This is a genomic window from Brevibacterium sp. XM4083 (genome assembly GCF_006489205.2).
GTDB lineage: Bacteria > Actinomycetota > Actinomycetes > Actinomycetales > Brevibacteriaceae > Brevibacterium.
On sequence record NZ_VFYR02000004.1, the window covers coordinates 553,111 to 576,872 of the forward strand.

22 protein-coding genes and 1 riboswitch are annotated in these 23,762 nt (G+C 69.7%); of the genes, 10 read left to right on the forward strand and 12 right to left on the reverse strand.

The genetic code is table 11. From position 1 onward, the window contains the following. Positions 1–24 precede the first annotated feature (24 nt). Together FJ887_RS14965 and FJ887_RS18595 are read right to left on the reverse strand one after the other, a co-directional pair. A complete protein-coding gene (locus FJ887_RS14965) occupies positions 25–957 on the reverse strand; it encodes an AraC-like ligand-binding domain-containing protein (protein WP_137825863.1) in 933 nt (310 codons plus the stop codon). Between the two features lie 5 nt (positions 958–962). Then, positions 963–1,595: a TetR/AcrR family transcriptional regulator gene (locus tag FJ887_RS18595; RefSeq protein WP_137825862.1), complete on the reverse strand. Its 633-nt coding sequence runs from the start codon at positions 1,593–1,595 to the stop codon at positions 963–965. A 108-nt stretch (positions 1,596–1,703) separates the two neighbouring features. Here FJ887_RS18595 and FJ887_RS14975 point away from each other — a divergent pair, with 108 nt between their 5' ends. Next, the gene (locus FJ887_RS14975) at positions 1,704–3,608 is read left to right on the forward strand and encodes a primary-amine oxidase (protein ID WP_137825861.1); all 1,905 of its coding nucleotides are present in this window, start codon (positions 1,704–1,706) and stop codon (positions 3,606–3,608) included. Positions 3,609–3,650: 42 nt separating this feature from the next. On the opposite strand, the gene FJ887_RS14980 is transcribed toward FJ887_RS14975, so the two are convergent. From FJ887_RS14980 to FJ887_RS14995, 4 genes are all read right to left on the reverse strand, one after another. Next, entirely contained in the window at positions 3,651–4,496 is an 846-nt protein-coding gene (locus FJ887_RS14980) for a DNA-formamidopyrimidine glycosylase family protein (protein ID WP_137825860.1), read from the reverse strand. A gap of 20 nt (positions 4,497–4,516) precedes the next feature. Further along, positions 4,517–5,686, reverse strand: coding sequence for a Cmx/CmrA family chloramphenicol efflux MFS transporter (locus tag FJ887_RS14985; RefSeq protein WP_137825859.1), 1,170 nt, complete (start codon positions 5,684–5,686; stop codon positions 4,517–4,519). A gap of 226 nt (positions 5,687–5,912) precedes the next feature. After that, a complete protein-coding gene (locus tag FJ887_RS14990) occupies positions 5,913–7,466 on the reverse strand; it encodes a hypothetical protein (protein WP_171007057.1) in 1,554 nt (517 codons plus the stop codon). A 200-nt stretch (positions 7,467–7,666) separates the two neighbouring features. Continuing rightward, entirely contained in the window at positions 7,667–8,200 is a 534-nt protein-coding gene (locus tag FJ887_RS14995; RefSeq protein WP_171007056.1) for a HutD family protein, read from the reverse strand. A 109-nt stretch (positions 8,201–8,309) separates the two neighbouring features. On the opposite strand from FJ887_RS14995, the gene FJ887_RS15000 reads away from it, so the two are divergent. Beyond that, complete coding sequence (locus FJ887_RS15000; protein WP_137825857.1) at positions 8,310–9,236, forward strand: alpha/beta fold hydrolase; 927 nt, start codon at positions 8,310–8,312, stop codon at positions 9,234–9,236. 54 nt (positions 9,237–9,290) lie between these two features. Here FJ887_RS15000 and FJ887_RS15005 read toward each other — a convergent pair whose 3' ends face one another. Beyond that, a complete protein-coding gene (locus FJ887_RS15005; protein ID WP_137825856.1) occupies positions 9,291–9,653 on the reverse strand; it encodes a VOC family protein in 363 nt (120 codons plus the stop codon). A 90-nt stretch (positions 9,654–9,743) separates the two neighbouring features. On the opposite strand from FJ887_RS15005, the gene FJ887_RS15010 reads away from it, so the two are divergent. Beyond that, on the forward strand, positions 9,744–10,754 hold the full coding sequence (locus FJ887_RS15010; RefSeq protein ID WP_137825855.1) for an ATP-grasp domain-containing protein: 1,011 nt from the start codon (positions 9,744–9,746) through the stop codon (positions 10,752–10,754). A gap of 7 nt (positions 10,755–10,761) precedes the next feature. Further along, positions 10,762–10,866, forward strand: a riboswitch (TPP riboswitch). A gap of 23 nt (positions 10,867–10,889) precedes the next feature. Beyond that, positions 10,890–11,534, forward strand: coding sequence for a TenA family protein (locus FJ887_RS15015; RefSeq protein WP_249356800.1), 645 nt, complete (start codon positions 10,890–10,892; stop codon positions 11,532–11,534). A 40-nt stretch (positions 11,535–11,574) separates the two neighbouring features. Here FJ887_RS15015 and FJ887_RS15020 read toward each other — a convergent pair whose 3' ends face one another. Next, complete coding sequence (locus FJ887_RS15020) at positions 11,575–13,278, reverse strand: dihydroxyacetone kinase subunit DhaK (RefSeq protein WP_137825853.1); 1,704 nt, start codon at positions 13,276–13,278, stop codon at positions 11,575–11,577. Between the two features lie 53 nt (positions 13,279–13,331). On the opposite strand from FJ887_RS15020, the gene FJ887_RS15025 reads away from it, so the two are divergent. The 4 genes from FJ887_RS15025 to FJ887_RS15040 all read left to right on the forward strand — a co-directional run bounded on the left by FJ887_RS15025 (position 13,332) and on the right by FJ887_RS15040 (position 18,183). Further along, on the forward strand, positions 13,332–14,480 hold the full coding sequence (locus tag FJ887_RS15025) for a hypothetical protein (RefSeq protein ID WP_137825852.1): 1,149 nt from the start codon (positions 13,332–13,334) through the stop codon (positions 14,478–14,480). A 97-nt stretch (positions 14,481–14,577) separates the two neighbouring features. After that, a complete protein-coding gene (locus FJ887_RS15030) occupies positions 14,578–15,261 on the forward strand; it encodes a nucleoside/nucleotide kinase family protein (protein WP_171007055.1) in 684 nt (227 codons plus the stop codon). A gap of 4 nt (positions 15,262–15,265) precedes the next feature. After that, positions 15,266–16,756, forward strand: coding sequence for a phytoene desaturase family protein (locus FJ887_RS15035; protein WP_137825851.1), 1,491 nt, complete (start codon positions 15,266–15,268; stop codon positions 16,754–16,756). A 95-nt stretch (positions 16,757–16,851) separates the two neighbouring features. After that, positions 16,852–18,183, forward strand: coding sequence for a DUF418 domain-containing protein (locus FJ887_RS15040; protein WP_140955676.1), 1,332 nt, complete (start codon positions 16,852–16,854; stop codon positions 18,181–18,183). Here FJ887_RS15040 and FJ887_RS15045 read toward each other — a convergent pair. Beyond that, entirely contained in the window at positions 18,171–19,148 is a 978-nt protein-coding gene (locus FJ887_RS15045) for an EamA family transporter (RefSeq protein WP_137825849.1), read from the reverse strand. The genes FJ887_RS15040 and FJ887_RS15045 overlap by 13 nt on opposite strands. Positions 19,149–19,267: 119 nt before the next feature. On the opposite strand from FJ887_RS15045, the gene FJ887_RS15050 reads away from it, so the two are divergent. Further along, complete coding sequence (locus tag FJ887_RS15050; protein WP_137825848.1) at positions 19,268–20,170, forward strand: LysR family transcriptional regulator; 903 nt, start codon at positions 19,268–19,270, stop codon at positions 20,168–20,170. Here the strand turns inward: FJ887_RS15050 and FJ887_RS15055 are convergent. Next, positions 20,138–21,187, reverse strand: a complete 1,050-nt coding sequence (locus FJ887_RS15055) for an EamA family transporter (RefSeq protein WP_137825847.1) — start codon at positions 21,185–21,187, stop codon at positions 20,138–20,140. The two genes, FJ887_RS15050 and FJ887_RS15055, sit on opposite strands and share 33 nt — an antisense overlap. A gap of 71 nt (positions 21,188–21,258) precedes the next feature. Here FJ887_RS15055 and FJ887_RS15060 point away from each other — a divergent pair, with 71 nt between their 5' ends. Further along, positions 21,259–22,194 carry a LysR family transcriptional regulator gene (locus tag FJ887_RS15060; protein ID WP_284711263.1) on the forward strand — a complete coding sequence of 312 codons (936 nt, stop codon included), beginning with the start codon at positions 21,259–21,261 and terminating at the stop codon, positions 22,192–22,194. Here the strand turns inward: FJ887_RS15060 and FJ887_RS15065 are convergent. Together FJ887_RS15065 and FJ887_RS15070 are read right to left on the reverse strand one after the other, a co-directional pair. After that, positions 22,115–23,020: an HTTM domain-containing protein gene (locus FJ887_RS15065; RefSeq protein WP_137825846.1), complete on the reverse strand. Its 906-nt coding sequence runs from the start codon at positions 23,018–23,020 to the stop codon at positions 22,115–22,117. The genes FJ887_RS15060 and FJ887_RS15065 overlap by 80 nt on opposite strands. A gap of 2 nt (positions 23,021–23,022) precedes the next feature. Then, positions 23,023–23,598: a hypothetical protein gene (locus tag FJ887_RS15070; protein WP_137825845.1), complete on the reverse strand. Its 576-nt coding sequence runs from the start codon at positions 23,596–23,598 to the stop codon at positions 23,023–23,025. Between the last annotated feature and the right edge of the window lie 164 nt (positions 23,599–23,762).

The window sequence follows — 23,762 nt, forward strand, 5'->3', positions numbered from 1 at the left end:
CCCTTGACCTCCCGTGCACAGAGCTCAGCCCAGATGCGTCCGCCGGTAGACCGCCGGCGGCTGGCCGACGACCTTGCGGAAGAGTCGGGAGAAGTGCGCGGGGTCCGGCAGCCCCCACCGCGCACCGATGGCCGCGACGGGCACGTGCTTCTGGAGGGGATCGGCGAGGTCGATCCGGCAGCGGTCGATGCGCCGGCGCCGGATCTCCCCGGCCACGCTCTCGCCACCGGCGAAGAGCTGGTGGAGGGCGCGCACGGACATGAAGTGCGCCGCCGCGATCGTCGCCGGTGACAGGGTCGGATCGCCGAGGTGGTCGTCGATGTGGGCGATCACCCGAGCCCACAGCTGCTGCCGCTCATCGGGCACCTCGGCGCCGACGCTGAGCTCATCGGCCATGACGGTCGTGAGCAGGTCGACGATGTTCCCGGCGAACCGGATCCCGACTGCGCGGGTCAGGGTCGGCAGCAGCGTGCCCGCACGGACGATGACGTCCGAGGCGACGGCGCCGAGGTCGTGGCCGGCTCCGATCGCCGTGGCCGTGAGCTGAGCGACGCTGTCCTGCGGCAGGGTGACCCGCGACTGGGGAAACATCATGACGTACGACGTCGAGTCGGTGTCGTAGCTGAGCGTGTACGGTCGGGAGGTGTCGTAGAGGGCGAGCGTGCCCGGGGCCAACGGCACCTCCCGGCCGTCCTGTATGAGCAGACCATGCCCGCTGACCTGGAGGGAGACCTTGTAGTAGTCCTCTCCCCCACCGGCGATGAGCCGCGGGGTGCGCAGCACCGCGTGGGGGTTCGCGCAGATGTGGGACATGACGACGGCGTCGTAGTCGCGGGCGCTGATCGACCCGGCGAAGCCGCCGCGGCGCTGCGGCTCGGTCTCCAAGGGCACGAACGAGTCGGAGACGAGGCTCCGCCAATCGTCGAAGTCCGCGGCCGTGCTCTCCAGCAGCGTCATCGCTCTCACCTGCCTGCCTGTGCTGTTGTCCGGGGTTCACGCGTTCCGGTGGATCCGAGTCGCGTGATGAGGTAGCTCAGCTGAGTCCGGAAGCCCTCGAAGTCGAAGCTCTCCCCGCCGAGGATCGACGTCGTCTGCGCCCCGTAGAGGTACGTGACGAGGATGTCGGTCTCGACGTCGATGCTGACGTCGTCGGAGATCTCTCCCGCAGCGGCCGCCTCGGCGAGCCACCCGCGGATCCACTCGCGCCAGCGGGCCATCGTCGCGCGGACCTCGCGGGCCCGGACGGGATCCTGGGCCACCTCGGCGAGGAAGGAGAGGACGACGCGGGCCTCGTCGCGGAGTTCGGGGGTGAGCGGAACGACCTCGGCGGCGAACGCCTGCAGGGCGGTCAGCCCGGTGCGCCCGGCCGTGGCGATGACGACGCGGCGATTCGTCGCCTCATAGACATCGACGTAGGTCGCGGCGAGGAGGTCGGCCTTCGATCCGAAGTACGACTTGACGACGCCGTTGGCGAATCCGGCCTCGGCGGCGATGTCGCGCATCGTCGCTCCCGGCAGGCCCTGGCGCGCGATGATCCGCAGCGTCGCCTCGACGATGTCGCGGCGACGCTGGGCGTAGTCGACGATCTTGGGCACCGTTGCTCCATCTCCATTGACTTTATTTCCTACGAGTGTAGATTATAACGTGATCCGGCTCACGCCAACCCCGCAATGCAGTGAACCCTCGGAATGCAAAGGTGCACGATGTCTGCCCAGACCCCCTACTCCCTGGCCACCGATGACGAGATGACGACCGTCATCGACACGCTCCGTGAGGCCGACCTCTTCCCCGCCGCGGCGCGGATCGCCTACCTCGGCCTCCTCGATCCCGTCCGCGGAACACCCCGCGATGCCACCCATGTCGACCGCCGGTTCCGCGTCCTCGTCAGCGACAAGGAGGCCGGCACCGCCCGTGACATCGTCGTGTCCGCAACCCGGCGCAGCGTCGAATCCGTCACCGAGGTCGACTCCTCCGTCGCCGGTGAGTTCCCCGTCATGGAAGAGGAGTTCGAGGTCGTCGAGCAGGTGCTCGCCGCCGATCCCGCGTGGCAGGAGGCGATCGCCCGACGCGGTCTCGCCCTTGACGAGGTCAGGGTCGCGCCCCTGTCGGCCGGTGTCTTCGAATACCCCGATGAGGCGGGACGGCGGATCCTCCGCGGGCTCGCCTTCCACCAGCAGCACCCGTCCGACAGCGCGTGGGCGCACCCCATCGACGGCCTCGTCGCCTACGTCGATGTGACGAACCGCAGCGTCGACCAGGTCCTCGACCTTGAGGACGTGCCCATCCCGGCCGAGCACGGCAACTACACCGACCCCGACCTCACCGGTCCGCTGCGCACGACGCAGAAGCCGATCTCAATCACCCAGCCCGAGGGACCGAGCTTCACCGTCACCGAAGGCAACCACATCGACTGGGAGAAGTGGTCCTTCGACGTCGGCTTCGACATGCGCGAGGGCCTCGTCCTCCACAACATCGCCTTCACCGACGGGGATGAGACCCGGCGGATCCTCGACCGGGCGGCGATCGCGGAGATGGTCGTCCCCTACGGCGACCCCTCCCCCGTGCGGTCGTGGCAGAACTACTTCGACACCGGCGAATACCTCGTCGGCCAGTGGGCGAACTCGCTCGAACTCGGGTGCGACTGCCTCGGCGACATCACCTACCTCTCCCCGTGGGTCGTCAACAACCTCGGCGAGCCGCGGCAGATCCGGAACGGCATCTGCATGCACGAAGAGGACGCCGGGGTGCTCGCGAAGCACTCGGATCTGTGGTCGGGAGTGGCCTACACGCGGCGCAATCGGCGCTTCGTCGTCTCGTTCTTCACCACCGTCGGCAACTACGACTACGGCTTCTACTGGTACCTCTACCTCGACGGGACGATCGAGTTCGAGGCGAAGGCGACGGGCGTGGTCTTCACCTCGGCGCTGCCGCACGGGTCGACGGAGTTCGCCTCGGAGATCGCGCCGGGCCTCGGCGCCCCGTTCCACCAGCATCTCTTCGGCGCCCGTCTCGACTTCGCCCTCGACGGCGGTGGCTGCCGGGTCGAGGAGGAGGACGTCGTCCGGCTGCCGGTCTCGGAGGAGAACCCGCGCGGCAACGCCTTCACCCGCAAGCGCACCCTGCTCGCCACGGAGCTCGAGGCCCAGCGCGACGCCGACCAGTCGGTGGCGAGGACGTGGGTGGTGTCGAATCCCGAGTCGATCAACCGCCTCGGCGAACCCGTCGCCTACAAACTCCACCCGGCCGGCCTGCCGACGCTGCTCGCCGCCGAGGAATCCTCGGTCCACAAGCGGGCGACGTTCGCGTCGAAGGCGCTGTGGGTGAGCCAGTACGACGTCGACGAACGGTACCCGACCGGCGACTTTCCCAACCAGCACGCCGGTCATGCCGGTCTGCCGACGTGGACGCAAGCCGACCGCAGCGTCGACGGTGAGGACATCGTCGTGTGGCACACCTTCGGGCTCACGCACTTCCCGCGCGTCGAGGACTGGCCGATCATGCCCGTCGACACCGTCGGCTTCAAGCTGCGCCCCGAGGGCTTCTTCGACCGCTCGCCGGTCCTCGACGTGCCGGCCCCCGAGTCCGGCAGCCACTGCTGCGCGGAGTGAGGGGGAGCATCGCCGACGGGATCACTGCACCGTCAGCCGCCGCTATTTGAGGAGGCGGTCCATGCGCCGGTCGCTCAGTCGCTTCCCACCGGTCTGGCATCCGGGGCAATACTGGAGCGACCGGTCGGCGAAGGAGACCTCGGCGATCGTCGTGCCGCACACCGGACACGTCTGACCGGTCCTCCCGTGCACGCGCAGCAGCTTCTTCTTCGCGGACTTGATCTTCGCCGGGGGCAGCCCCGAGAGCGCGTCCCGTGCCGCTCCGAGCACCGAGGTCATCACCGCGTACACAGCCTCGGCATCGACCTTGTTCGCCGTCGCGAACGGGGAGATCTTCGCGGTGTGGAGGATCTCGTCGGAGAAGGCGTTGCCGATTCCCGCGACGACGCTCTGATCGTCGAGCACGGTCTTGATCCGCGAGGTCGTGCTGGCGAGCGCGGCGGCGAACTGCTCCGCCGTGATCTCCAGGGCGTCGGGACCCGCGCCGGCGAGCGCAGCGACGTCGCCGAGGTCGCGGACGAGGGACACGGACGCGTTCTTCTTCGTCCCCGCCTCCGTGAGGTCGAACCCTGAGCCAGAAGCGAGCGTGACCCGCATCCCCAACGGCCCTTTTCCCATCCGCACCGGCGCCGACGGAACGGCATCGTGCCAGACCAGCCAGCCGGCGCGCGCGAATCGGCACACCAGCGACAGCCCGTCGAAGTCGATGACGAGCGCCTTGCCGACCCGCCTCACCCCGGTGATCTCGAGTCCGATGACGGCGTCGAGCGGCGGGTCGGCGGTGTGGAGCAGCGAGAGCTCGGCGATGTCGACCTGCGCGATGAACTCACCGACGAGACGCGGGGTGAGGAAGTCGACGAGCGCTGAGACCTCGGGCAGTTCCGGCATGAGTCCAGTATGCCCCCGCCTCAGTCGCGCACAAGGGCGAGCCGCCGGAGGATGACGACCAGACCGAGACCTGCGCAGACGGCGCTGACGCCGAACGGCCCGACCGGACCGAACCGCTGCAAGGCGAGCCCGGTGAGGATGGGTCCGACCGCCGCACCGAGGTTGAGCGCGACCGTCGCGAACGATCCGCCGAGCGCAGGTGCACCGGCGGCAGTGGCGACGATGCGCGCAATGAGAGTGCTACCGGTCGCGAACGAGAGGAATCCGACCAGCGGGGTGAGCGCCCAGAACATCACCGCGCCGAGGCGGCCGTCCGTCTCCGGCCCCGTGACCGTGAGGGCGACCCCGACCCAGGTGAGCACGAGCACAGGGCCGAGCACCCAGAGGAGCCGCCTCCACTGCGCATCGGCGAACCGTCCGGCAATGCTGACCCCGCAGAAGGCGCCGATGCCGAACACTGCGAGAAGCACCGGCACGGCAGCCCCGGAGAGTCCGAATGCCGCCTCGGCGATCGCCGCGAGATAGGTGAACGCGCCGAACGTCGCAGCATTGACGAGCACCGCGACGGCGATGACGATGAGAAGGTCCGGGGAGCGCAGCGTCGCGAGCTCGGCGCGCAGCGGAATCCGTTCGCCCGCGTGCGCGGTCCCTCCTGGGGCGGCCGCGAGCACACCGAGGAGAGCGGGCACGCAGAGTGCGGCGATCACCCACAGCGCTGACCGCCAGCCGAAGCCGGCGGCGAGGAACGCCCCTGCCGGCACCCCGGCGATGAGCGCGAGCGTCGTCCCCGCGAGGACGACCCCGATCGCCCGTCCCTGCCGCCCGGGGGCGACGAGTCGGGGGATGAGCGCGAGTGTGACGGCGAGGAACCCCGCATTGGCGACAGCGGCGAGACTGCGGGTGGCGACGAGGACGGGGAACGAGTCGGTGAGCGCACCGCCGACGTGCGCGAGGACGAAGACGACGAGGAAGCCCGTCAGCGCCGACCGCGGCGAGAACCGGCGGCTCGCCGCCGCCATCACCGGGGCGCCGACGACCATGCCCACGGCGAATGCGGTGGTCAGCAGGCCCGCCTCGGCGAGGGAGACGTCGAGATCACGGGAGATGTCGGTGAGCAGACCGACGAGGACGAATTCGGAGGTGCCCTGCGCGAACACGGCGAGGGCAAGGAGATAGAGCAGCACAGGCATGAAGCAGCCTTTCGGACACAGCAGCGTAAGGGGTGAACCGTCTGGCACTGCCGGTGCCGGGATGAGGATCTCCGGGCTATCGGCGTGCCGACAGCCCGGTCCTGGATGCTTCTGGTGTGCTCACGCGTCCAAGGCTAATGGGGGCGTGGTGGAACAGCAACGTCCCGGGGCCTGGCCGGGTTCCGGGGCGAGCTGAGCTCCGGGGCTAGCTGAGCCCCGGAGCGGCTCAGCCCTGGGAGCCGGCGGCACTGCCGCCGGAGCCGCTGCTGCCGGACCCGGAGCCGCCGCTGCCGGAACCGCCCGATCCGCCTGAGCCGCTGCCGCTCGAGCCGGAACTGGATCCGGACCCGCCGCTGCTCGACCCGCTGCCACCGGAATCCGAGCCGCTGCCGCTGCTGCCCGAGCCGGAGGTTCCCGAGTCGCCGCTCGTGCTGCTGCCCGAGCCGTCCGAGGTCGACGAGGAGTCCGAGCTCGAGCTGCTCGACCCCGAGGTGTCCGAGGACGTGCCGCTCGTGTCGCTGCTCGAGTTCGTGCCCTGATCCGCACCGGTCTGGTCGCTGTTCGACGAAGAGGTCGAGCTCTGATCGCTCTCCGCCGACGTCGAGGAGCTGCTGTCGCTGCTGCCGCTCTCCCCGCTTGAGTTCCCGGAGTTCGATCCGCCGTCGCTGCCGCCGTCGCTCGATGACGATCCGGACTCGTCGCCGCTGCCGGAGTCACCGGTCACCGAGCGCGAGATCTGCGAGGTGCCCGGCGAGATGTCGGCCTGCGTGAGGTTCTCGGCGATGACGACGCCGCCGAGGCCGATGCCGAACGCGGCGACGCCGATGGCCACCGGGTAGAGGACGCGCTTGCGCTTGAGCTTCTGCAGCCACGACTTCGGTTCGTCGTCGGTGTCCGTGCCCGCGGCCGCCTCGGTGTTCGCCTCCGTCTCGTCGAGGTTGCCGAACGCCGAGTCGGTGCGCGACGGATCGCCGTCGACCGCACCGTAGACCGCTGTGGCGTCCGGGTCCGCACTGCCGGGTGCCGTACTGCCGGGTGCGGTGCTGCCGGGTGCTGTGCTGCCGGGTGCTGTGCTCCCGGGAACCGTACCGTAGACGGCAGTCTGGTCGGTTCCGGGCTGGCCGCTGCCGTTCTGGCCGGTACCGCTGTCGTTCTGGCCGGTGCCGGGAGCGTCGGGGTTCGCGGTGCCGGGGGCACCGGCGCCAGGGCCGACGAGTGGGAGGGTCGCGCCCTTCTTCACGGCGGGAGCGAGCTTCGACCCGACCTCCCGAACCGCCTCTTTGCCCTTCTCGAGGCTCTTGCTGTAGAGGCTGACGGCGAGCGCAGTGACAATGCTCGCGATGCCCGCCCCGATGACGGTTCCGGCCACACCGAGCTGACCGCCGACGATCGACGACGTCGCGGCCGCACCGGCGCCGGCGAGCAGCTGGGTCGCGGAGATCCCGTTGCCGCCCTTCTCCTTCTTCTCGTCCGTGTCCCCGTCGCCGTCGGCGGTGTCGAGCTTCGTCGTCTCCGCGGCCACTGCGGGCGCGACGGATGTCGACTGTGTGCTCGTCGGCTGTGCTGCCGTGGGCTGGGCGTCGACCGGCTCGGTCTGCGTCGGCCGGCTCTCCGTGGCGGGAGCGTCACGGCGAATCGGGTTGGGCGGCAGGACCGGCTGATGGGCAGCCGTCATCTCCTCCGTGACCATCGGCAGGGCCTGGGACGGCTGGCTCTCCTGCGGAGTCGATCCCGCTGCGGGATCGTTCTGGTCGTGCGGATCTCTGTTCTGCGGCGCCAACGTACCTCCAAGACTGTGTGACTCTCCCCAGTATTCTCTGCCGAGGTCCGGAGACGCTGACCGGGGTCCCCTGAACCTGTGAACCGTCTGGAAGCCGATCTCCGCCCCGTCCCCCATGACCTGGACCGATGCGCGGTCGTGTGACGGGCGGAACAGCCGACTGACATGGTTTGTCCAGGAACCTTGTCATTCGTCAGGCGTCAGGCGAATCCGATCCCGCCGAGGCGGTCCCCCGGCCCCACGGCATCGCCGTCGCCGAGGCGGAGGAGATCGAAGCGGCGCCAATCCGGACCGTCGGCGAGGGCGAGTGCGAACCGCGGGCGAGCGGACTCACTCGTCCCCGCCGCCTCGGGATCGAGGGTCATCGTCAGCGGCGGCAGCGCCGCCTCATCGGCGACGACCATGAGGTTGACGGCGAAGGTCGGGCCCGCGAGGTCGGTGAGCGCGACGGCGTCGGACCCGGAGAAGCGCAGCGGAGATCCCGGGCCGGCCCGGTGCGCGGTGCCGGCGATGTCGAGGACCACCTCGGCGTCGGTGGGAAGGAACGTCCGGTCGAGGCCGGGCAGGGACGAGAACGGACCGGTCCGCTCGAGGCGGGCGATGCTCAGCCGCCACGGACGCCGGTCGGGGGTGAGCGCCGTGGAGGCGTCGAGGGAGACGAGCTCGGTCGTCTCGCCCGCGCCGTTGGCCCAGGGAACAGGGACGATATCGACGAACGACGCGATGATCTCCATGCCGTCCATCGTAGGTCGCCTCCCGTCGTCAGCGCGGCCTCCTCGTCAGCGGCCATCACGGGCGAGGGGCTAGCCTGGGAGCACACGGACCTCCGGCAAGGAAGCAGCGATGACCGTTCAACCCCGCCCTGACTCGTCTGACATGTCAGGCTCGCCGCACCTCGATCCCGGTGTCGGCCTCACCGAGGAGGTCGTCACGCTCACCGATGGCCGTCGCATCCGCACCGTCACCGCAGGTGATGCGCCCGGTCCGTGCGTCGTCTTCGAGGCGGGCATGGGTGCCTCGGCCGCCGCCTGGACGCACATCCAACGGGAGGTCGCCACCCGCGCCCGCACCGTGTCCTACGACCGCTCGAACATCGGCGGCAGCGCTGACGACCGGAGTCCGCGCAGTCTCGAGCGGATCGTCGATGACCTCGCCGAGGTGGTCGACCGGGTCGCCGGGAACGAGCAGGTCGTCCTCGTCGGCCACAGCTGGGGCGGACCGATCGTGAGATTCTTCGCGCACCTCAACCCCGACCGGGTCGCCGGGATGGTGCTCGTCGATGCGACCGCCTCGGCGATCCTCTCCCCCGCAGTCGCAGCCCTCAACGCCGGTTCGATGCGGCTCGGGTCGCTGCTCATCCGGGCCGGCCAGGGCGATCGCTTCACCCGGACGCTCCTGCCCGACGGGGCATCACCGCAGATCACCGAGGCAGACCTCGCCCTGTTCTGGCGCGACTCGCTGACCCAGCGGGCGATGCGCATGGCGCTGAGCGAGGAACGGCACGTCACCTCGTCGATCGCGCTCATCCGGATGCTCGAACGCGACGGCGGACCGGACGTGCCCGGCGTCGTCCTCCAGGGCGGCCGGCAGCGGGGACTGCTCGAGCGGAGGATGCGCACGCGGCAGAACGCGGCGGCGGCCGCGATCGCCGACGCGATGCCGCAGGGCACGCTCGTCGTCCTCGAGGATGCCGGGCACCTCATCACCCATGAACGCCCCGATGCCGTCGTCGACGCCGTCGACGACGTGCTGGGTCTCCGGCGTCACTGAGCCTCAGTTGACGCAGCGTTTCAGCTGACGCAGCGTTTCAGTTGACGCAGTGTTTCAGTTGACACACAGGCAGAACGGGTGACCGGCCGGGTCGAGGAAGACGCGGAACGTCTCCCCCGGCTGGACGGCGGCCTTCCCGGCGCCGAGTCCGATGACCTGCGCCTCGGCGGCATCGAGGTCATCGACCATGACGTCGATGTGCATCTGCTGCGGGTGTTCCTGGCTGGGCCAGCTCGGGGCGTGGTAGTCCTCGACCTGCTGGAAGCAAATGGGCGGCCAGGAATCGGACGTGATCTCTGCCCATGTGCCGTCGTCGTCGACGCGGACCTGCCAGTCGAGGAGTTCGCCGTAGAACTGGGCGAGCTCACCAGCATCCGGAGCATCGAGAACGACCACGGGCTGCTTTGCGATAGCCATGGTCCCGAGTCTACGCCGCAGGGCCGACACGACCCAGGGAATCACCGTCTCGATAGAATTGTTGAGCAATACACCCATGAGAGGACATCGATGAGCACGCACACCCTGCCGGTCGCGGACGGTCCCGCGGTCTACGTCATCCACGACAATCCCGAGTGGATCCCGCCGTTCGCCGACGCCTTCGCTGAACTCGGCGTCGAGCTCGTCGAATGGCTGCTGCCCGGTGCCGCGATCGACCTCGCCGCCGCCCCGCCCGAGGGCGTCTTCTGGTCCCGACTCTCGGCATCCTCGCACACCCGCACCGACCCCCACGTCAAGGAGTACGGGCGAGCGGTCCTCGCGTGGCTCGAGGCCGCCGGCCGCGCCGTCGTCAACGGCTCGCAGGTCCTCGAGCTCGAGGTCAGCAAGATCCGCCAGCACCGCGCCCTCGCCGCGCACGGAATCGACGTGCCGACCACCTCGGCGGCCTTCGGATCAGCGGCGATCACCGAGGTGGCTGCCGGGTTCACGCCCCCGTTCATCACGAAGCACAACCAGGGCGGCAAGGGACTGGGCGTGCGCCGCTTCGACTCGCACGCCGAGCTCGAGGCAGCGGTGGCCGACTTCGCCCCCGGCGGGTCCACCGAGGCGATCGACGGCATCACCCTCGTCCAGGAGTATCTGCAGCCGGCCGCGCCGTTCATCACGCGCGCCGAGTTCATCGGCGGCCGCTTCCACTACGCGGTCGCCGTCGACGTCTCCGCCGGATCCTTCGAACTCTGCCCCGCCGATGCCTGCGTCATTCCGGGCACGGCCGGCAGCCTCGGCGGCAGTCAGTTCACCCGGCGCGAGGAGATCACCGCCGACACCCCGCTCATCGGTCGACTCGAGGCGCTGCTGACCGAGCTCGGCATCGACTTCGCCGGAGTCGAGTTCATCGACACGGCCGATGGCCGGCAGGTCGTCTACGACATCAACACGAACACGAACTACAACGCCGGGGTCGAGGCCGGGGAGCGTGCGGCCGGCCGCCAGCCTGCCGCTGTCCGGATCGCCGAGGTGCTCGGCGCGAAGCTCGCAGCCGTTCGTCGTGACGCAGCGGAGGCGGCACCCGTCGGCTGATAGTCTTCAACCACCACAGGGGAGCGCCGCGACCGGCGCTGAGAGTGCGCACGCAGACCCTTTGAACCTGATCCGGGTGACACCGGCGGAGGAAGATGGAGGCTCATCACGATCACAGTCGCGACCGGCGGGGCCGTGGCCGGACTGCGGGCGAGTGCCGAAGCGGAGTGGACCGCGGCGACCCATCACCGGTTCGTCGCCGAGCTCTTCGCGGGCACCGTCGACGACGCGGTGATGGCGAAGTACCTCGTCCAGGACTATCAGTTCTTCGATGACTTCCTCTCGATGCTCGGCGCCAGCGTCGCCCACGCCGACACCATCTCCGCGAAGCTCCGGTTCGCCCAGCAGCTCGGGTTCCTCGCCGCCGATGAGGATTCGTACTTCCTCCGCGCCTTCGCCGAGGTGGGGGTGGAGCCTGCGGACTACACCGATCCCCAGCTCACCGAGGTGACCGCGGGGTTCCGCGGTGTCATGCGTGAGGCGGTCGCCGCGGCGTCGTATCCCGACGTCCTCGTCGTCCTCGTCATCGCCGAATGGCTCTATCTCGAGTGGGGTGAGCAGGATCGAGCCATGCCGAGCCGCGACCTCCACACCGACTGGATCGACCTCCACCGCGGAGAGGCCTTCACCGGCTGGGTGCAGTTCCTCGTCGACGAACTCGAACGGGTGTACCCGCGCGGGGACGATGCGGCGTCGGCCGCCGCCCGGCAGCGCTTGGCCGATCTGTGGCAGCGGGCCGTCGGGCTCGAGCGCGCCTTCTTCGACGAGGCGTACCGGTGACCGCGCTGCCGGGTCCAGGCTGCCTCTCGTACCGGCCAGGCTACTTCTCGTAGACCTCGGCGGCAGCGGAGAAGAGGAGCGAGATGCCCACGGCCCCGGCGTCGGGGGTGCCGGCTCCACGGCCGTCGACGTAGCTCGCCCGACCCCGCCTCGCCTGCATGTCGGCCGTCGCCTGTGCGGCCTCGGCGGCGGTCTGCGCGGCTGAGGCGAATCCCTTCCCGAACGCCGAGGCGGTGGGATGGAGGACGTCGACGACTGTCCGATCTCCGGTCTCTGCGCCGCCGACGCGCTGGATCGCCTCGCATCCGGCCGCCGTCGCCCGCTCCCAGAGGACCTGTGCGGTCTCGCGGTGGGTGTCGGGGTCGAGTTCGGCGTAACCGGCACTGAGCTCCTGGAAGAGCAGTCCGAGGAGCGGTCCGCTCGTGCCGCCGACGCCGCCGAGGAATGCCGCTTCGGCCGCGGCGAAGCCCGCGGCCTCGGAGGAGTCGACGAGTCGAGTCGCGTGGCGCAGTCCACCGCGGAGGTTGTCCCCGAAGTCCCCGTCACCGCCGACCTGATCGAGTTCCGTCAGGTGGGCGTGCTGCTCCTCGACGAGTTCGGCGAACCGACGGAGCACAGCGGTCTCGAGATCCGCGTCCCCACCAGCTGCCGTCCGCTGCCGCAGAGAGACGGCGGGAGCCGTCGGCTCCTGCGCACTCCGCGTCGCCGCTGTCGTCGCCACCGCCTCGGCGTGCGTGGGCTCACCGCCGAGTGCCGGGAACGCCGCGGTGCGGGAGGCGGCGGTCCACCAGTCGAGCCAGGACGGCTGCAGGCGCGTGAGGGTGAGGGAGAACCCGGTCATGTCGAGCGCGGTGACAAAGCTGCCGACGAGGGAGGCGGCGATCGACTCGCCTGCGGTCTCAAGCGCGGCGCCGAGGGCGTCGTAGACGTTGAGGAGCTCGATCTGGGTCGTCGCGCCGAGGCCGTTGACGAGGACGAGGAGGTCGCCGTCGGCCGGGGTGCCGGGAACCGCGGCGAGGAGCTCACGGCACATCCGGTCGATGAGGCTCTCGAAGCCGTCGTGCGGAATCGAGGTCGCGGCGCGCTCACCGTGGATGCCGACGCCGTATTCGAGGGTGCCCTCGGGAAGGTCGAACGCGGGTCGACCAGTGTGGGCATCGGTCTGGGCGCGAGCGGCCACGGCGAGGCTCCGGGAGCGGGCGACCACCTCGGCGCCGAGATCGGCAAGGTCGTCCAGACCCCATCCGGCGTCGGCGGCAGCACCGAGGATCTTCTCGACGATGACGGTGGCGCCGGTGCCGCGTCGACCGGTCTCGGTGTCGTCGCTGTCGGTGGCGATGTCGTCGTCGACGAGCACCGTCGCCACGGGGATACCGGCGGCGCGGAGACGTTCGGCGGCGATGCCGAAGTTGATGACGTCGCCCGTGTAGTTCTTGACGATGTGGAGGACGCCGTCGGGACCGGCCACCGCCTTCGACGCCGCGAAGATCTGCGCGTTGTGCGGTGAGGCGAAGACCTCGCCGGGGACGGCGGCGTCGAGCATGCCCGGGCCGACGAAACCGACGTGCATCGGTTCGTGACCGGAGCCGCCGCCGGAGACGAGGCCGACCGTCCGCGTCGGGGACTGCGCTGTCGCGCTCACGTAGAGCGGGTCGGTGTTGAGCGCGACGAGGTCCCCGTGGGCCCGGGCGAACCCGGCCAGCGCTGAGGGGATCGGGGTGGACGAGACGAAGAACGCGTTCATGACGGCCAGCCTAACGTCCGGTCATGCCGGGCACCACGTGGCACTATTGTCCGATGAACGATTCCCCTGTCGAGTCCGAGCGCATCCCGTTCGGGCTGCTCTGCCCTGAGATCATCGAGAGTGTGCCGCCGAGGTTCTTCCCCACCGCCGTGTGGGGGTATTTCGAGACGGAGAACGCGGACGGGGAGACCGGGTGGATCGAGCGCACCTCCGACGGGGCGTCGTACGCGACGATCCTCTCGCAGATCTCGGGCTTCCTCGTCGAAACCGAAGCCGCGAATGCGTGGGTCGACGACGAAGTGCCGGTCGATGACGATGATGCGGATGACCCTGACGTTCCCATCGCGCCGGTGTCCAGCGGTGACGTCCTCGTCGCAGAGGCCTCTGCGGCGCTGTCGAACCTCATGGTGTACCCGTTCCCTGACGGGCACGAGGCCACCGGCCGCTACGTCGCCCTCATCTGCGATGACGATCCGTTCGAGTCCGGCAACGTCGAACTCCTCACCGAGGACGTCAGCAGCGATCTCGTCGAGGGGCTGCTCCGGGTGGCTCGGGCGCGGTTCGCCGAGACGTTCTCGTTCAGTCCGTTCGATGACGACGACGAGGAATCGGAGGACAACGAGGGCAGCGCGGACTCGCCCGTGACGTCCCTGCCGGACGTGACGACGTTCGGCGAGCTCTTCGCCGGCTGGGTGTTCCTGCCGCTGCCGGAGGACGCCGATGTCAGCGCCGTCTGGTCGCTCCTCCTCGCCACCGACTCGGACGGCGGCATCCAGCGGTACACCCGGCGCACGCCCCTGCTCGATGAGAATGTCCTCGCGGGTGCCCTGGCACGGATGACCTTCGAGGTCGAGGCGCGACTCCTCGACAGCTTCGACGATGACGACGACCCCACGCGTCTGATGCGGGAGACACTGCCCGAACTCAGCTCCCTCGTCCCCGACGACTCACCGACGCGTCCGCTCGATCCGCGGGTCGCCACGCTCGCCACTCGGGCCCTGCCCGCCGGCGAGACCCCGATCGCCGCGAGTCTCCTCCTCTTCGGCACCGATCGTCTCGGGTCGAGCACCGTCCTCTGCGACTGGGTGACGACACCGGATGCGGTCGCGATCGGCGATGAGGAGTTCGACGGCTTCGAAGAGCTCGGCCTCCTCCGCTCGGCTCTGCGCGACCTTCTCCAGAACGGCCTCGGCGAGTTCTGACCGGTGTGACCAATCCTCCGGATCCTCCGACGAGCACCGGCCGAAGCTTTGACGCTTTCGGCGTATTCTTCAACCGGGGAGCGTTAGCATCAGTCGTGTGGTGACCACCCGGCAGACAGTTCTCTGGCAGCTAGTCAGGAGTATCCGCGGCGTCCGTCCCGGCAACCGCGCCGTCATCGCCGTCGATGGGGTCGATGGTGCGGGGAAGACGATGCTTGCCGACGAGCTCGAGGAGCTCGCCGCGGAGGACGACGGGCGGCGCCTGGCGAATCTCAGCATCGATGGGTTCCATTTCCCGAAGGCACGTCGATACGCGCAAGGGATGGGCCCGGAATCGTTCTACCGTGACTCGTACGACTATGACGCGTTCGTCGACTCCGTCATCTCTCCATTCCGCGCAGGCGAGTCGCCCGTCCGGGCGATCTGGGATGTCGACGCTGATGAACCAATGCCAACGACACGGCTGTCTCTGCCAGCCGATTGCGTGCTCATCGTCGACGGCATCTTCCTCCACCGCCCCGAGCTGCGCGAACTCTGGGACGCCAGCATCTGGATCGACGTCCCCTTCGACGTATCCGTCCCGCGCGGCAGCGAACGCTTCACCGGAGACCACGATCCCGACCCGGAAGGTGCCTCGAACCATCGCTACGTCGGAGGACAACGCCTCTACTTCGAGGAGTGCGCTCCCTGGGAGAGAGCGACCTGGGTCATTGACAACACCGACCTCACCCGACCGCGGTTGCGCTCCACGCGCCACCCCGATCCCGACATGAGAGACTGAAGCCATGAGCACTGAGCTGGATGTCGCTGTCGTCGGATCGGGTCCCAACGGTTTGGCCGCCGCCGTGACGATGGCCAGGGCGGGACTGTCCGTCGAGGTCTTCGAGGCCCAGCCGACGATCGGCGGCGGAGCGCGCACCCTCGACCTCGGGCTCGCACCGGGCATCACGAACGACATCTGCTCGGCCGTCCACCCGCTCGCGATCGCCAGCCCCTTCTTCGTCGACTTCGACCTGCGCGCCCGCGGCCTGAAGTTCACCACCCCGGAGATCTCCTACGCCCAACCGCTCGACGGGCAGCCCGCCGCGCTGGCGTTCCACGATCTCGCGACGACGGTCGACCACCTCGGCGACGCCGGCCCGGAATGGGACCGGTTCTTCCGTCCCCTCCTCGAGCGCGTCGACGACACGATCTGGCTCTCCCTCGGCGACAAGCGTTCGATTCCCCCGACCCTGCGCGATGTCGACGGGGTCGCGAACATCGTGAAGTTCGGGATGCGGCTGCTCTCGCAGGCGAGTCCCGCGTGGAACATTCCGCTCTCCCACGAGACCACGCAGGCGCTCTTCACCGGTGTCGGCTCCCACGCGATCGGCCCCCTGCCGGGCATGGGCACCGCGGCCACGGCGACGATGCTCGCGACGATCGCCCACGCCGGCGGCTGGCCCTCCCCGATCGGCGGGTCGCAGGCGATCACCGACGAACTCGTCGCCGACCTCGAAGCCCACGGCGGCAGGGTCACCGCCGACGCCCGGATCAGCCACGTCTCCGATATGCCCGCGGCCCGCGCCTACATCCTCGACACCTCGGCGCTGAATGCCGCCCAGATCTTCTCCGGCCTCCTGCCCGCCCACGTCGACCGCGCCCTGCGGGCGTTCAAACACGGCAACGCCGCGGCGAAGGTCGACTTCGTGCTGGGCGGCCCCGTCCCCTGGGCCGACCCGAACGTCGCCCGCGCCGGCACCGTCCACCTCGGCGGCACCCGGGCGCAGATGGCCGAGGCCGAGGGCGACGTCGTCGCCGGCCGCATGCCTGCCCACCCCGTCTGCCTCGTCTCCGACCCGACGGTCTTCGACCCCTCCCGCGAGGTGAACGGACTGCGGCCGCTGTGGACGTACTGCCACGTCCCCTTCGACTGCCCGATCGACCCCGCCGACTACATCATCAGGCAGCTCGAGCGCTTCGCCCCCGGCTTCCGCGACACGATCGTCGACTACCGATCGGTGCCCGCCTCTCAGATGGCCGAGCACAACCAGAACTACCAGGGCGGGGACATCGCCACCGGCATCATCACGTTCTACCGCATGCTCGCCCGCCCGCGGACGAACTGGGACAACTACAGCCTCGGCGTGCCCGGCGCGTACCTCTGCTCCGCGGCCACCCCACCGGCCCCCGGCGTCCACGGCATGAACGGCTGGTTCGCCGCCCAGCGCGCGCTCAAGCACCGCTTCGGCATCGACGAGACCCCGAGCCTCGCCCCGGAGACCGTCACCCGGTAGCCGCGCCGGCGACGACCGCACCCCCGCACCACCGACAACTGCCCCTGCCCTTCCAACGACTCTGACTCTGCCCATCCCCGCACGTTAGGCACCGCATGAGCCATCCGCCCCAGCCGCACATCCCGCCAAGCCCACAGCCCCACCCACAGCCCGCTCCCCCACCGACCGCGGCACCGCCTCGGCGCGCATTCGCCCCCGACCTCGCCCGCGGCTTCATGCTCTGCCTCATCGGGATCGCCAATGTCTCGACCTACCTGTGGGGCACGTCGGGCGTCAACTCCCTGTCCGGCCATCCGCCGAGCGACTCTGCCCTCGACGTCGTGCTGTCCGTGCTCACGATCCTCTTCGTCGACGGCAGCATCTACCCGATGTTCGCGTTCCTCTTCGGCTACGGCATCGTCCAGTTCGCCCGCAACCGCACCGCCGCCGGCGACAGCCCCCAGTCGGTCACGCGGATGCTCCTGCACCGCCACCTCTGGCTCGTCATCTTCGGCTTCGTCCACGCCGCGCTCCTCTTCGGCGGCGACATCCTCGGCGCGTACGGCCTGTGCGGGCTCGTCCTCGGCTACCTCATCGTCAACGCGCGCGACCGCATCCTCACCATCACCGTGTGGGTGCTCACCGGCGTCCTCGTCCTCTTCATCCTCGCCCAGATCGGGTTCGTCGCACTGGCGCTGGCCTTGGGAGGCGGGGCCGGCACCGAGGTGGCCGCTGAGTCCGATGGGGAGGACTTCGTCGCCGCCAACGCGATCCTCAGCAGCATGCTCACCCAGGGTGCTGACGAACCGAACTACCTGATGACCATCGGCATCCGCCTCCTCGTCTGGGTGATGGCGACCGTGCTCGGCATGCTCGCGCTCACCGTGCCCATTGCCATCATCCTCGGCGGACTCGCCGCCCGGCATTGGTGGATCGAACCGCGACCGGCGGTGCCGGGGATTGCACCCGACGCCGAGGCGGTCCGCCGTCCCCGTCTCGGCCTCGTCGCCGCGATCGGCATTCCCGTCGGTGTCCTCGGTGCGCTGCCCCGGGCTCTCGCGTACCTCGGCTGGGTGCCGGAGGACGCGGCGTTCGTGCAGCTCTTCGGCGGTCTCGGCGCCCTCACCGGCGCCTGCGCCGGCATCGGGTACGCGGCTCTGTTCGGCCTCATCGGGCTGCGCGTCCAGAACCGCCCGCCGAGACTGCTGCTGCCCGTGGCCTACCTCGGCAAACGCTCGCTGAGCTTCTACCTGCTCCAGTCGGTGGTCTTCGCCCCGCTGCTCGCCGCGTGGGGTGTCGGCCTCGGTGAAACGTGGAACACGACCCCGGCGTTCCTCCTCGCCATCGGCGTGTGGCTCGTCTCGCTCGGCCTCGCGACGTGGTTGGAGAGGAAGAATGCGAAAGGCCCCGCCGAGGTGGTGCTGCGCCGGCTCACCTACGGACGGTGAGGCCGGCGCCGGGGTCGGCGTCGCGGAACGGCGCCGGTGACCACGGCCACCGCCCCGACGACGAGCGCGGCACCGAGGAGCTGGTCGCGTCCGTACCTCTCTCCGAGGACGATCGCCGCTGCCGCCAGAGCGAGCACCGGCTGAAGGAGGAGAAGACTCGCTGTCACGCTCGCCGACAGTCGCGCGCTGCCGTGGTGGATGAACAGCCAGGCCGCGACCTGCCCGACGAGGGCGAGGACGATGAGAAGGCCCCACGACCTCGGTGAGATCCCGGAGAACTGCAGTCCGCCGGAGAACTGGGCGATGCCCGCCGAGGTAAGGGCGGCCGCCCCGGTCGCCCAGGTGAGCGGCTGGAGCGCAAGGCGCGCACCGGTCCCCGTCGCCCGGCGGTTGAGGAAGAGGTAGGTTCCGTAGCCGAGCCCGGCGAGAAGACCGAGGAGCACGCCATCGATGCGGATCCCGCCGGGTCCCGGTCCGCCGATCGTTTCGCCGCCGCTGCCGCCCAGGCCGCTGACGAGGCCGACGCCGACGAGCATGAGCGGCACCGCAACGAGGAATCGCCGCCGCGGGCGTTCGCGATCGATGAGGAACGCGAGCAGCGGGAGCACGATGACCTGGATGTTGATGAGCACTGTCGACACTCCGGCGCCGACGAGGAAGATCGACGCCGTCCACGCGCTGTAGTCGATGCCGAGGGCCACCCCCGCCGCGATCGACCACGCGATGCCCCGGGCCGTGAGCCGAGTCTTGCGGCGCCCCTCCCACAGGGCGAGGGGAATGAGCGGGACGATGGCGATCGCACAGCGCAGCACTGCCGTCGTCGCCGCGTCGATGCCGGCAAGCTTGACCACGACCGCCGAGACGGACAGGCAGACCGCGCCGCTGAGCACCGCGGCAACCGCCCAGCCGGTGCCGCGAGCCGACTCAGTGTCTGCCTGGGCCGACGGTGCCCCGTTGTCGTTCATGATTCGACACTAGGCTCATTGACTGATCAGCACTACTTCTCATTCATTACCTAGGATGATAGGAATTTCTTAGTAGTCGAACTATCGACGCGAACGGACTGAGGCGAAGGGGACGACCGATGGATCTCGAGTGGAGCCGCCTGCGGATCCTCGACGCGGTGGCGCGCACCGGATCGGTCACGCACGCCGCCGAGATGCTCCACCTCACCGGGCCTGCCGTCTCCCAGCAGCTGCGTCGGATCGAGGCGGAGATCGGCCGACCGGTCGTCGTCGCCGCTGGGCGGGGAGTCAAGCTCACCGACGCGGGACGCCTCCTGGCCGACTGCGCGGCCCAGGTCGCCGAGCTGACCCAGCAAGCGAAGAACGATCTTGATGACGGCGCCGATCTCTCGGGCACGGTGCGGATCGGGGCGATCGCCTCGGCGATTCGCGGCTTCCTCACACCTGAGCTGGTCGCCCTGCGAACGGTGCACCCCGGTGTCGTCGTCACCCTCGAGGACGGGGAGACCGATGCCCACCTCGACCGGTTGACGCGCGGGAGTCTCGATCTCGTCATCGCCGAATCGTGGGGCGCGGCCCCGCTGCCCCTGCCGGCCGGTGTCACCGCCGCCGTGCTGTTCCGCGAGCGCGGCTACCTCGCGCTGCCCGCCGACCATCCTGCGTCCGCACACGCGACCGTCGACATCCGCGATGTCGCCGACGAGGTCTGGTCGACCTGCGCACGGGACTCCCGCGACCACGCGGCGCTCGTGCAGATCGCCCGCGCCGCCGGGGTCGATCCGGTCATCCGACACTTCGTCGCCGACCCTCACACGCAGAAGACGCTCGTTGCACAGGGGCTGGGGCTCGCCTGCCTGCCCTTCAGCTCTCCCCCGGCCGATGCGGAGGACATCGTCTACCGCCGGCTTACCCCTGCCGCCCATCGTGACATCACCCTTCTCACCCACGACTGCACCCCGAGCCGTGCCGTCGCCGCAGTCAGAGATGCCCTACTCGACGGCGGGAGTGCACTGCCGCGCTGAACGAGCCTCAGACGCGCGGCGTGACTCGGTCTCGGACCCGACACCAGCTACGGGGCCGGCCGATTCCGGCACGATGGGCACGGGATCGGGCACCGCCTCGGCGATCGTCCCCTTGGCTGCCCGCAGTCCGGCACCTGCCCGCTGCCCGGCACCTGCCCGCAGCCCCGCGCCGAGGACGCCGATGATGACGAGTGCTGCCCCGCAGAGCTCGCCGACGGTCACGGTCTCCCCGAAGACGAACCATGCCGCGCTCATGCCGACGATGGGCACGAGCATCGAGAACGGTGCGACGACGCCGGCGGGGTTGCGCGAGAGCAGCCACGACCACACGCCTGACCCGATGACCGTGGCGATGACGACGGTGTAGACGAGCCCGGCGATGCCGAGCAGACCGGTCGGCGTCGCCAGCGTCGTCAGAGAGGCCCCGATCCGGTCAGGGCCTTCGACGAGCAGGGCGAGGAGGAGCATGGGCACGGGCGGGACGACCGACATCCACATCGTGAACTTCACGGGCTCGACCGAATGCGCCTGCCGGTTGCAGATGTTGCCGATCGCCCAGCCGAAGGCGCCGGCGAGCGTGAGGAGGAACGGCAGGAAGCTCGCGCTCGAGTCGAGCCGCTGCCACCCGACGACACCGAGTCCGGCCATCGCGAGCAGGAGGAACGCCATCTGCGAGCCGCGCACCCGCTCCCGCAGCACCGTCATCCCGAGGAGGACGGTGAATGGCCCCGAAGCCTGGAGGACGAGGGAGGCGAGTCCGGCGGGCATGCCGGCGGCCATCGCCCAGTAGAGGAACGCGAACTGGAGGATGCCGAAGCCGAGCCCGTAGCCGAGGATCCACCGGAACCGCACCCGCGGCATGGGAACGAAGAGGAGTGCGGGAATCGCGAGGAGGGAGAAGCGCAGCGCGACGAGGAAGAACGGCGGGAACTGGTCGAGGGAGAGGTCGATCGCGAGGAAGTTCAGTCCCCACATCACGGCCACCGAGGCGGCGAGGAGACAGTGTCGGAACGTCATGACTCCATTCTTGGCCGGCTCATTCATGAGCACAATCGCAAAGATCTGAACTGTCCTTGTAGCATTGCTTCATGGTCATCGACCCGCGGCACCTCGAGCTCCTCCGCCTCCTCGATGAGCGCGGCAGCGTCACCGAGGTCGCGCGCGTCACGCACCGCACCCCCTCGGCGGTCTCCCAGCAGCTGCGGCAGGCGACCCGGGAGCTCGGGCACGCCCTCGTCGAACCGGCCGGACGCGGACTCGCGCTCACCCCGGCGGGGCGGCTGCTCGCCGCGGGCGGACGCGACCTCGCCCGAACGCTCGCACGCGTGCAGGCGGACTGGGAGGGCCACCTCGGCGAGCCCGTCGGGGAGATCACCCTCGCCGGCCTCCCGAGCGCGCTCACCTACCTCCTGCCCGACGCCCTGCGCGAACTCCACCGGACGCACCCGGGTCTGCGGTTGCGGACCTCGGATGTCGACCTCGCCGAACACGAGTTCGCGGCCCTGACCAGTGATGTCGACATCGTCATCGCCCACAGCCTCGTCTCCGACCGCCCGGCCGGCACGGACGGACTCACCGTCGTGCCGCTCGCGCAGGAGCCGATCGACGTCGCGATGGCCACGGCCCACCCGCTCGCCGGGAGGACCGAGCTCACCCCGGACGATGTCGTCGACTGGCCGTGGGTCGGGGTGCCGCACGGGTACCCGTTCAACTCGGTGCTGCTCTCCCTCGCCCACGTCACCGGCCGCGACCTCGACGTCGTCCAGCGCATCCGCGACAACCGGCTCATCGAGGCGATCGTCGCCTCGAGCGATCAGCTCGCCCTCCTCCCCCGGTTCACGACGCCGCGGGACGCCGGGCTCACCCTCGTCCCGCTGTCGGGGGTGACGACGATGCGCTGGGTCGTCGCCGTCATGCGCCCGGACACCGCCGAACGCGTCGCGGTCAGGCGCGTGCTCGACGCGCTGACGCGAAGCGACGAGGGACGAGCTTCTCCAGAGGCAGGAACGCCGCCCAGCAGATGACGGTCGGGAGGAAGTGGATCCCGAGCGCGAAGTACGTCATGAGGTGGAAGAGGCAGAAGAAGGCGACGATGAAGTAGATCGCCTTGCCCTTGACGAACAGCGCGACCGGCGAGAGGAACTCGAAGACGAGCGTCGCCCACTGGGCGGCGATGAGGAGTCCCGGCATCTCGAGGAACGGCTTCGACCATTCCGCCCCGCGGCGCATGAGCGCCCAGATGATGACCGCGCCGTTGGCCCAGTCGGTGATGTCGCCGGACGCGATCCACTTCATGAGCACCGAGTAGAAGTACGTGAGGACGACGGAGATCTGGACGACCCGCAGCGCCCAGCCTGCCTTCGCCGAGGTGGTCCCCACCTCCCGGAACCTCGCGACGCCGACCGTGGGGAGGACGACGGCGGCGATGACGAGCGCCATGTGATCGTGGGCGACGTACCCGTAGCCCTGCGTGTAGAACATCCACGCCCCGAAGGTGATCGCGACGATGATCCCGCTCGTGCGCTGGAGGATCCCGATCGCGGCGAGCACGCAGAAGGTGATGATGAGGGCGAGCAGGATCTGCGCGCCGAGGACGCTCACCGGTGGGATGCCGAGCACCCGGGCCAGCCACAGCGGCTGGTAGAGCTCGGGCGTCCACCCGTGCGGGATGACGTCACCGGAGATCGTGAGGACGTCGATGATGATGAAGACGTAGATGATGAAGCGGAACACCGCGACCCGCGCCAGCGGCACCTGCGGCATGAACCAGCGGAGGAAGGCATTGCGGTGGTCGGGCAGGGTCGGCGACAGAGTCCCGGCGGTCGTCGCGGTCGTGGTCGAGGAGGCCATGGTCACTGCACCTCCCACGTCGCGAGGGTCCGGGTCACAGGTTCGCCGACGCTGCGGCCGTTGTCGAGCTGCGTCGTGTCACGGCAGAGGATCATCTCCTCGGGCTCGGGCTGACCGGGATGGAGCCGGATGTAGGAGTCGGCGAGCGTCTGGAGCAGCTCGGGATTGTCGATGACCCGCTGCAGCTGGGACTCGACGTCACCGCGCTCGATGCCGACGGTGGCCGTGTTGAACGCGAGCCGGGTCGGTTCGTCCTCACCGGGGAACCGGGCGGCGATGCACGTCGAGTTGACCTCGCCGTTGAGATCCTTCGCCGTCGCATACTGGGTGAGGGAGCCGAGCGGGAAGAAGTCGTTCGTGTTGAGGAACTGCCCCGCCGTGAGGATGACGAGGGCGACCGCGGTCACCGCGATCCGCCACCCCGTCCCGATCCGCGACAGCGGTGCCCTCGCCGAGGCGGTCGCGGGCTCGGGTGCGTCAGCGGGCCCGGTCGCGTCAGCGGGCTCGGGTGCGTCAGCGGGTTCAGTCGCGCTGCCCGGCGGGGTGTTCGTGAGGAGTCGGCGCTTCTTCTCGTCCATGTGCTGCGGGGCTCATCCTCTCGTGCCGCGGTCGGTCGCCCGGTCCGGCACTCTGGGTGCGCGGACGGTCTGCTCAGACGATGCCGGGGCGGACACCTCGGCGATCTCGGAGACAATCGTAGCGTCCCGCACCAGCATCGACGCTCAGCAAGCGGCGCACCGGT

Coding starts and splice junctions, on each gene's coding strand:
- FJ887_RS14965 (WP_137825863.1), bottom strand. CDS start 957: ATGACGCTGCTGGAGAGCACGGCCGCGGACTTCGACGATTGGCGGAGC.
- FJ887_RS14975 (WP_137825861.1), top strand. CDS start 1,704: ATGTCTGCCCAGACCCCCTACTCCCTGGCCACCGATGACGAGATGACG.
- FJ887_RS14980 (WP_137825860.1), bottom strand. CDS start 4,496: ATGCCGGAACTGCCCGAGGTCTCAGCGCTCGTCGACTTCCTCACCCCG.
- FJ887_RS14985 (WP_137825859.1), bottom strand. CDS start 5,686: ATGCCTGTGCTGCTCTATCTCCTTGCCCTCGCCGTGTTCGCGCAGGGC.
- FJ887_RS14995 (WP_171007056.1), bottom strand. CDS start 8,200: ATGGAGATCATCGCGTCGTTCGTCGATATCGTCCCTGTTCCCTGGGCC.
- FJ887_RS15000 (WP_137825857.1), top strand. CDS start 8,310: ATGACCGTTCAACCCCGCCCTGACTCGTCTGACATGTCAGGCTCGCCG.
- FJ887_RS15005 (WP_137825856.1), bottom strand. CDS start 9,653: ATGGCTATCGCAAAGCAGCCCGTGGTCGTTCTCGATGCTCCGGATGCT.
- FJ887_RS15010 (WP_137825855.1), top strand. CDS start 9,744: ATGAGCACGCACACCCTGCCGGTCGCGGACGGTCCCGCGGTCTACGTC.
- FJ887_RS15020 (WP_137825853.1), bottom strand. CDS start 13,278: ATGAACGCGTTCTTCGTCTCGTCCACCCCGATCCCCTCAGCGCTGGCC.
- FJ887_RS15025 (WP_137825852.1), top strand. CDS start 13,332: ATGAACGATTCCCCTGTCGAGTCCGAGCGCATCCCGTTCGGGCTGCTC.
- FJ887_RS15035 (WP_137825851.1), top strand. CDS start 15,266: ATGAGCACTGAGCTGGATGTCGCTGTCGTCGGATCGGGTCCCAACGGT.
- FJ887_RS15040 (WP_140955676.1), top strand. CDS start 16,852: ATGAGCCATCCGCCCCAGCCGCACATCCCGCCAAGCCCACAGCCCCAC.
- FJ887_RS15045 (WP_137825849.1), bottom strand. CDS start 19,148: ATGAACGACAACGGGGCACCGTCGGCCCAGGCAGACACTGAGTCGGCT.
- FJ887_RS15050 (WP_137825848.1), top strand. CDS start 19,268: ATGGATCTCGAGTGGAGCCGCCTGCGGATCCTCGACGCGGTGGCGCGC.
- FJ887_RS15055 (WP_137825847.1), bottom strand. CDS start 21,187: ATGACGTTCCGACACTGTCTCCTCGCCGCCTCGGTGGCCGTGATGTGG.
- FJ887_RS15060 (WP_284711263.1), top strand. CDS start 21,259: ATGGTCATCGACCCGCGGCACCTCGAGCTCCTCCGCCTCCTCGATGAG.
- FJ887_RS15065 (WP_137825846.1), bottom strand. CDS start 23,020: ATGGCCTCCTCGACCACGACCGCGACGACCGCCGGGACTCTGTCGCCG.
- FJ887_RS15070 (WP_137825845.1), bottom strand. CDS start 23,598: ATGGACGAGAAGAAGCGCCGACTCCTCACGAACACCCCGCCGGGCAGC.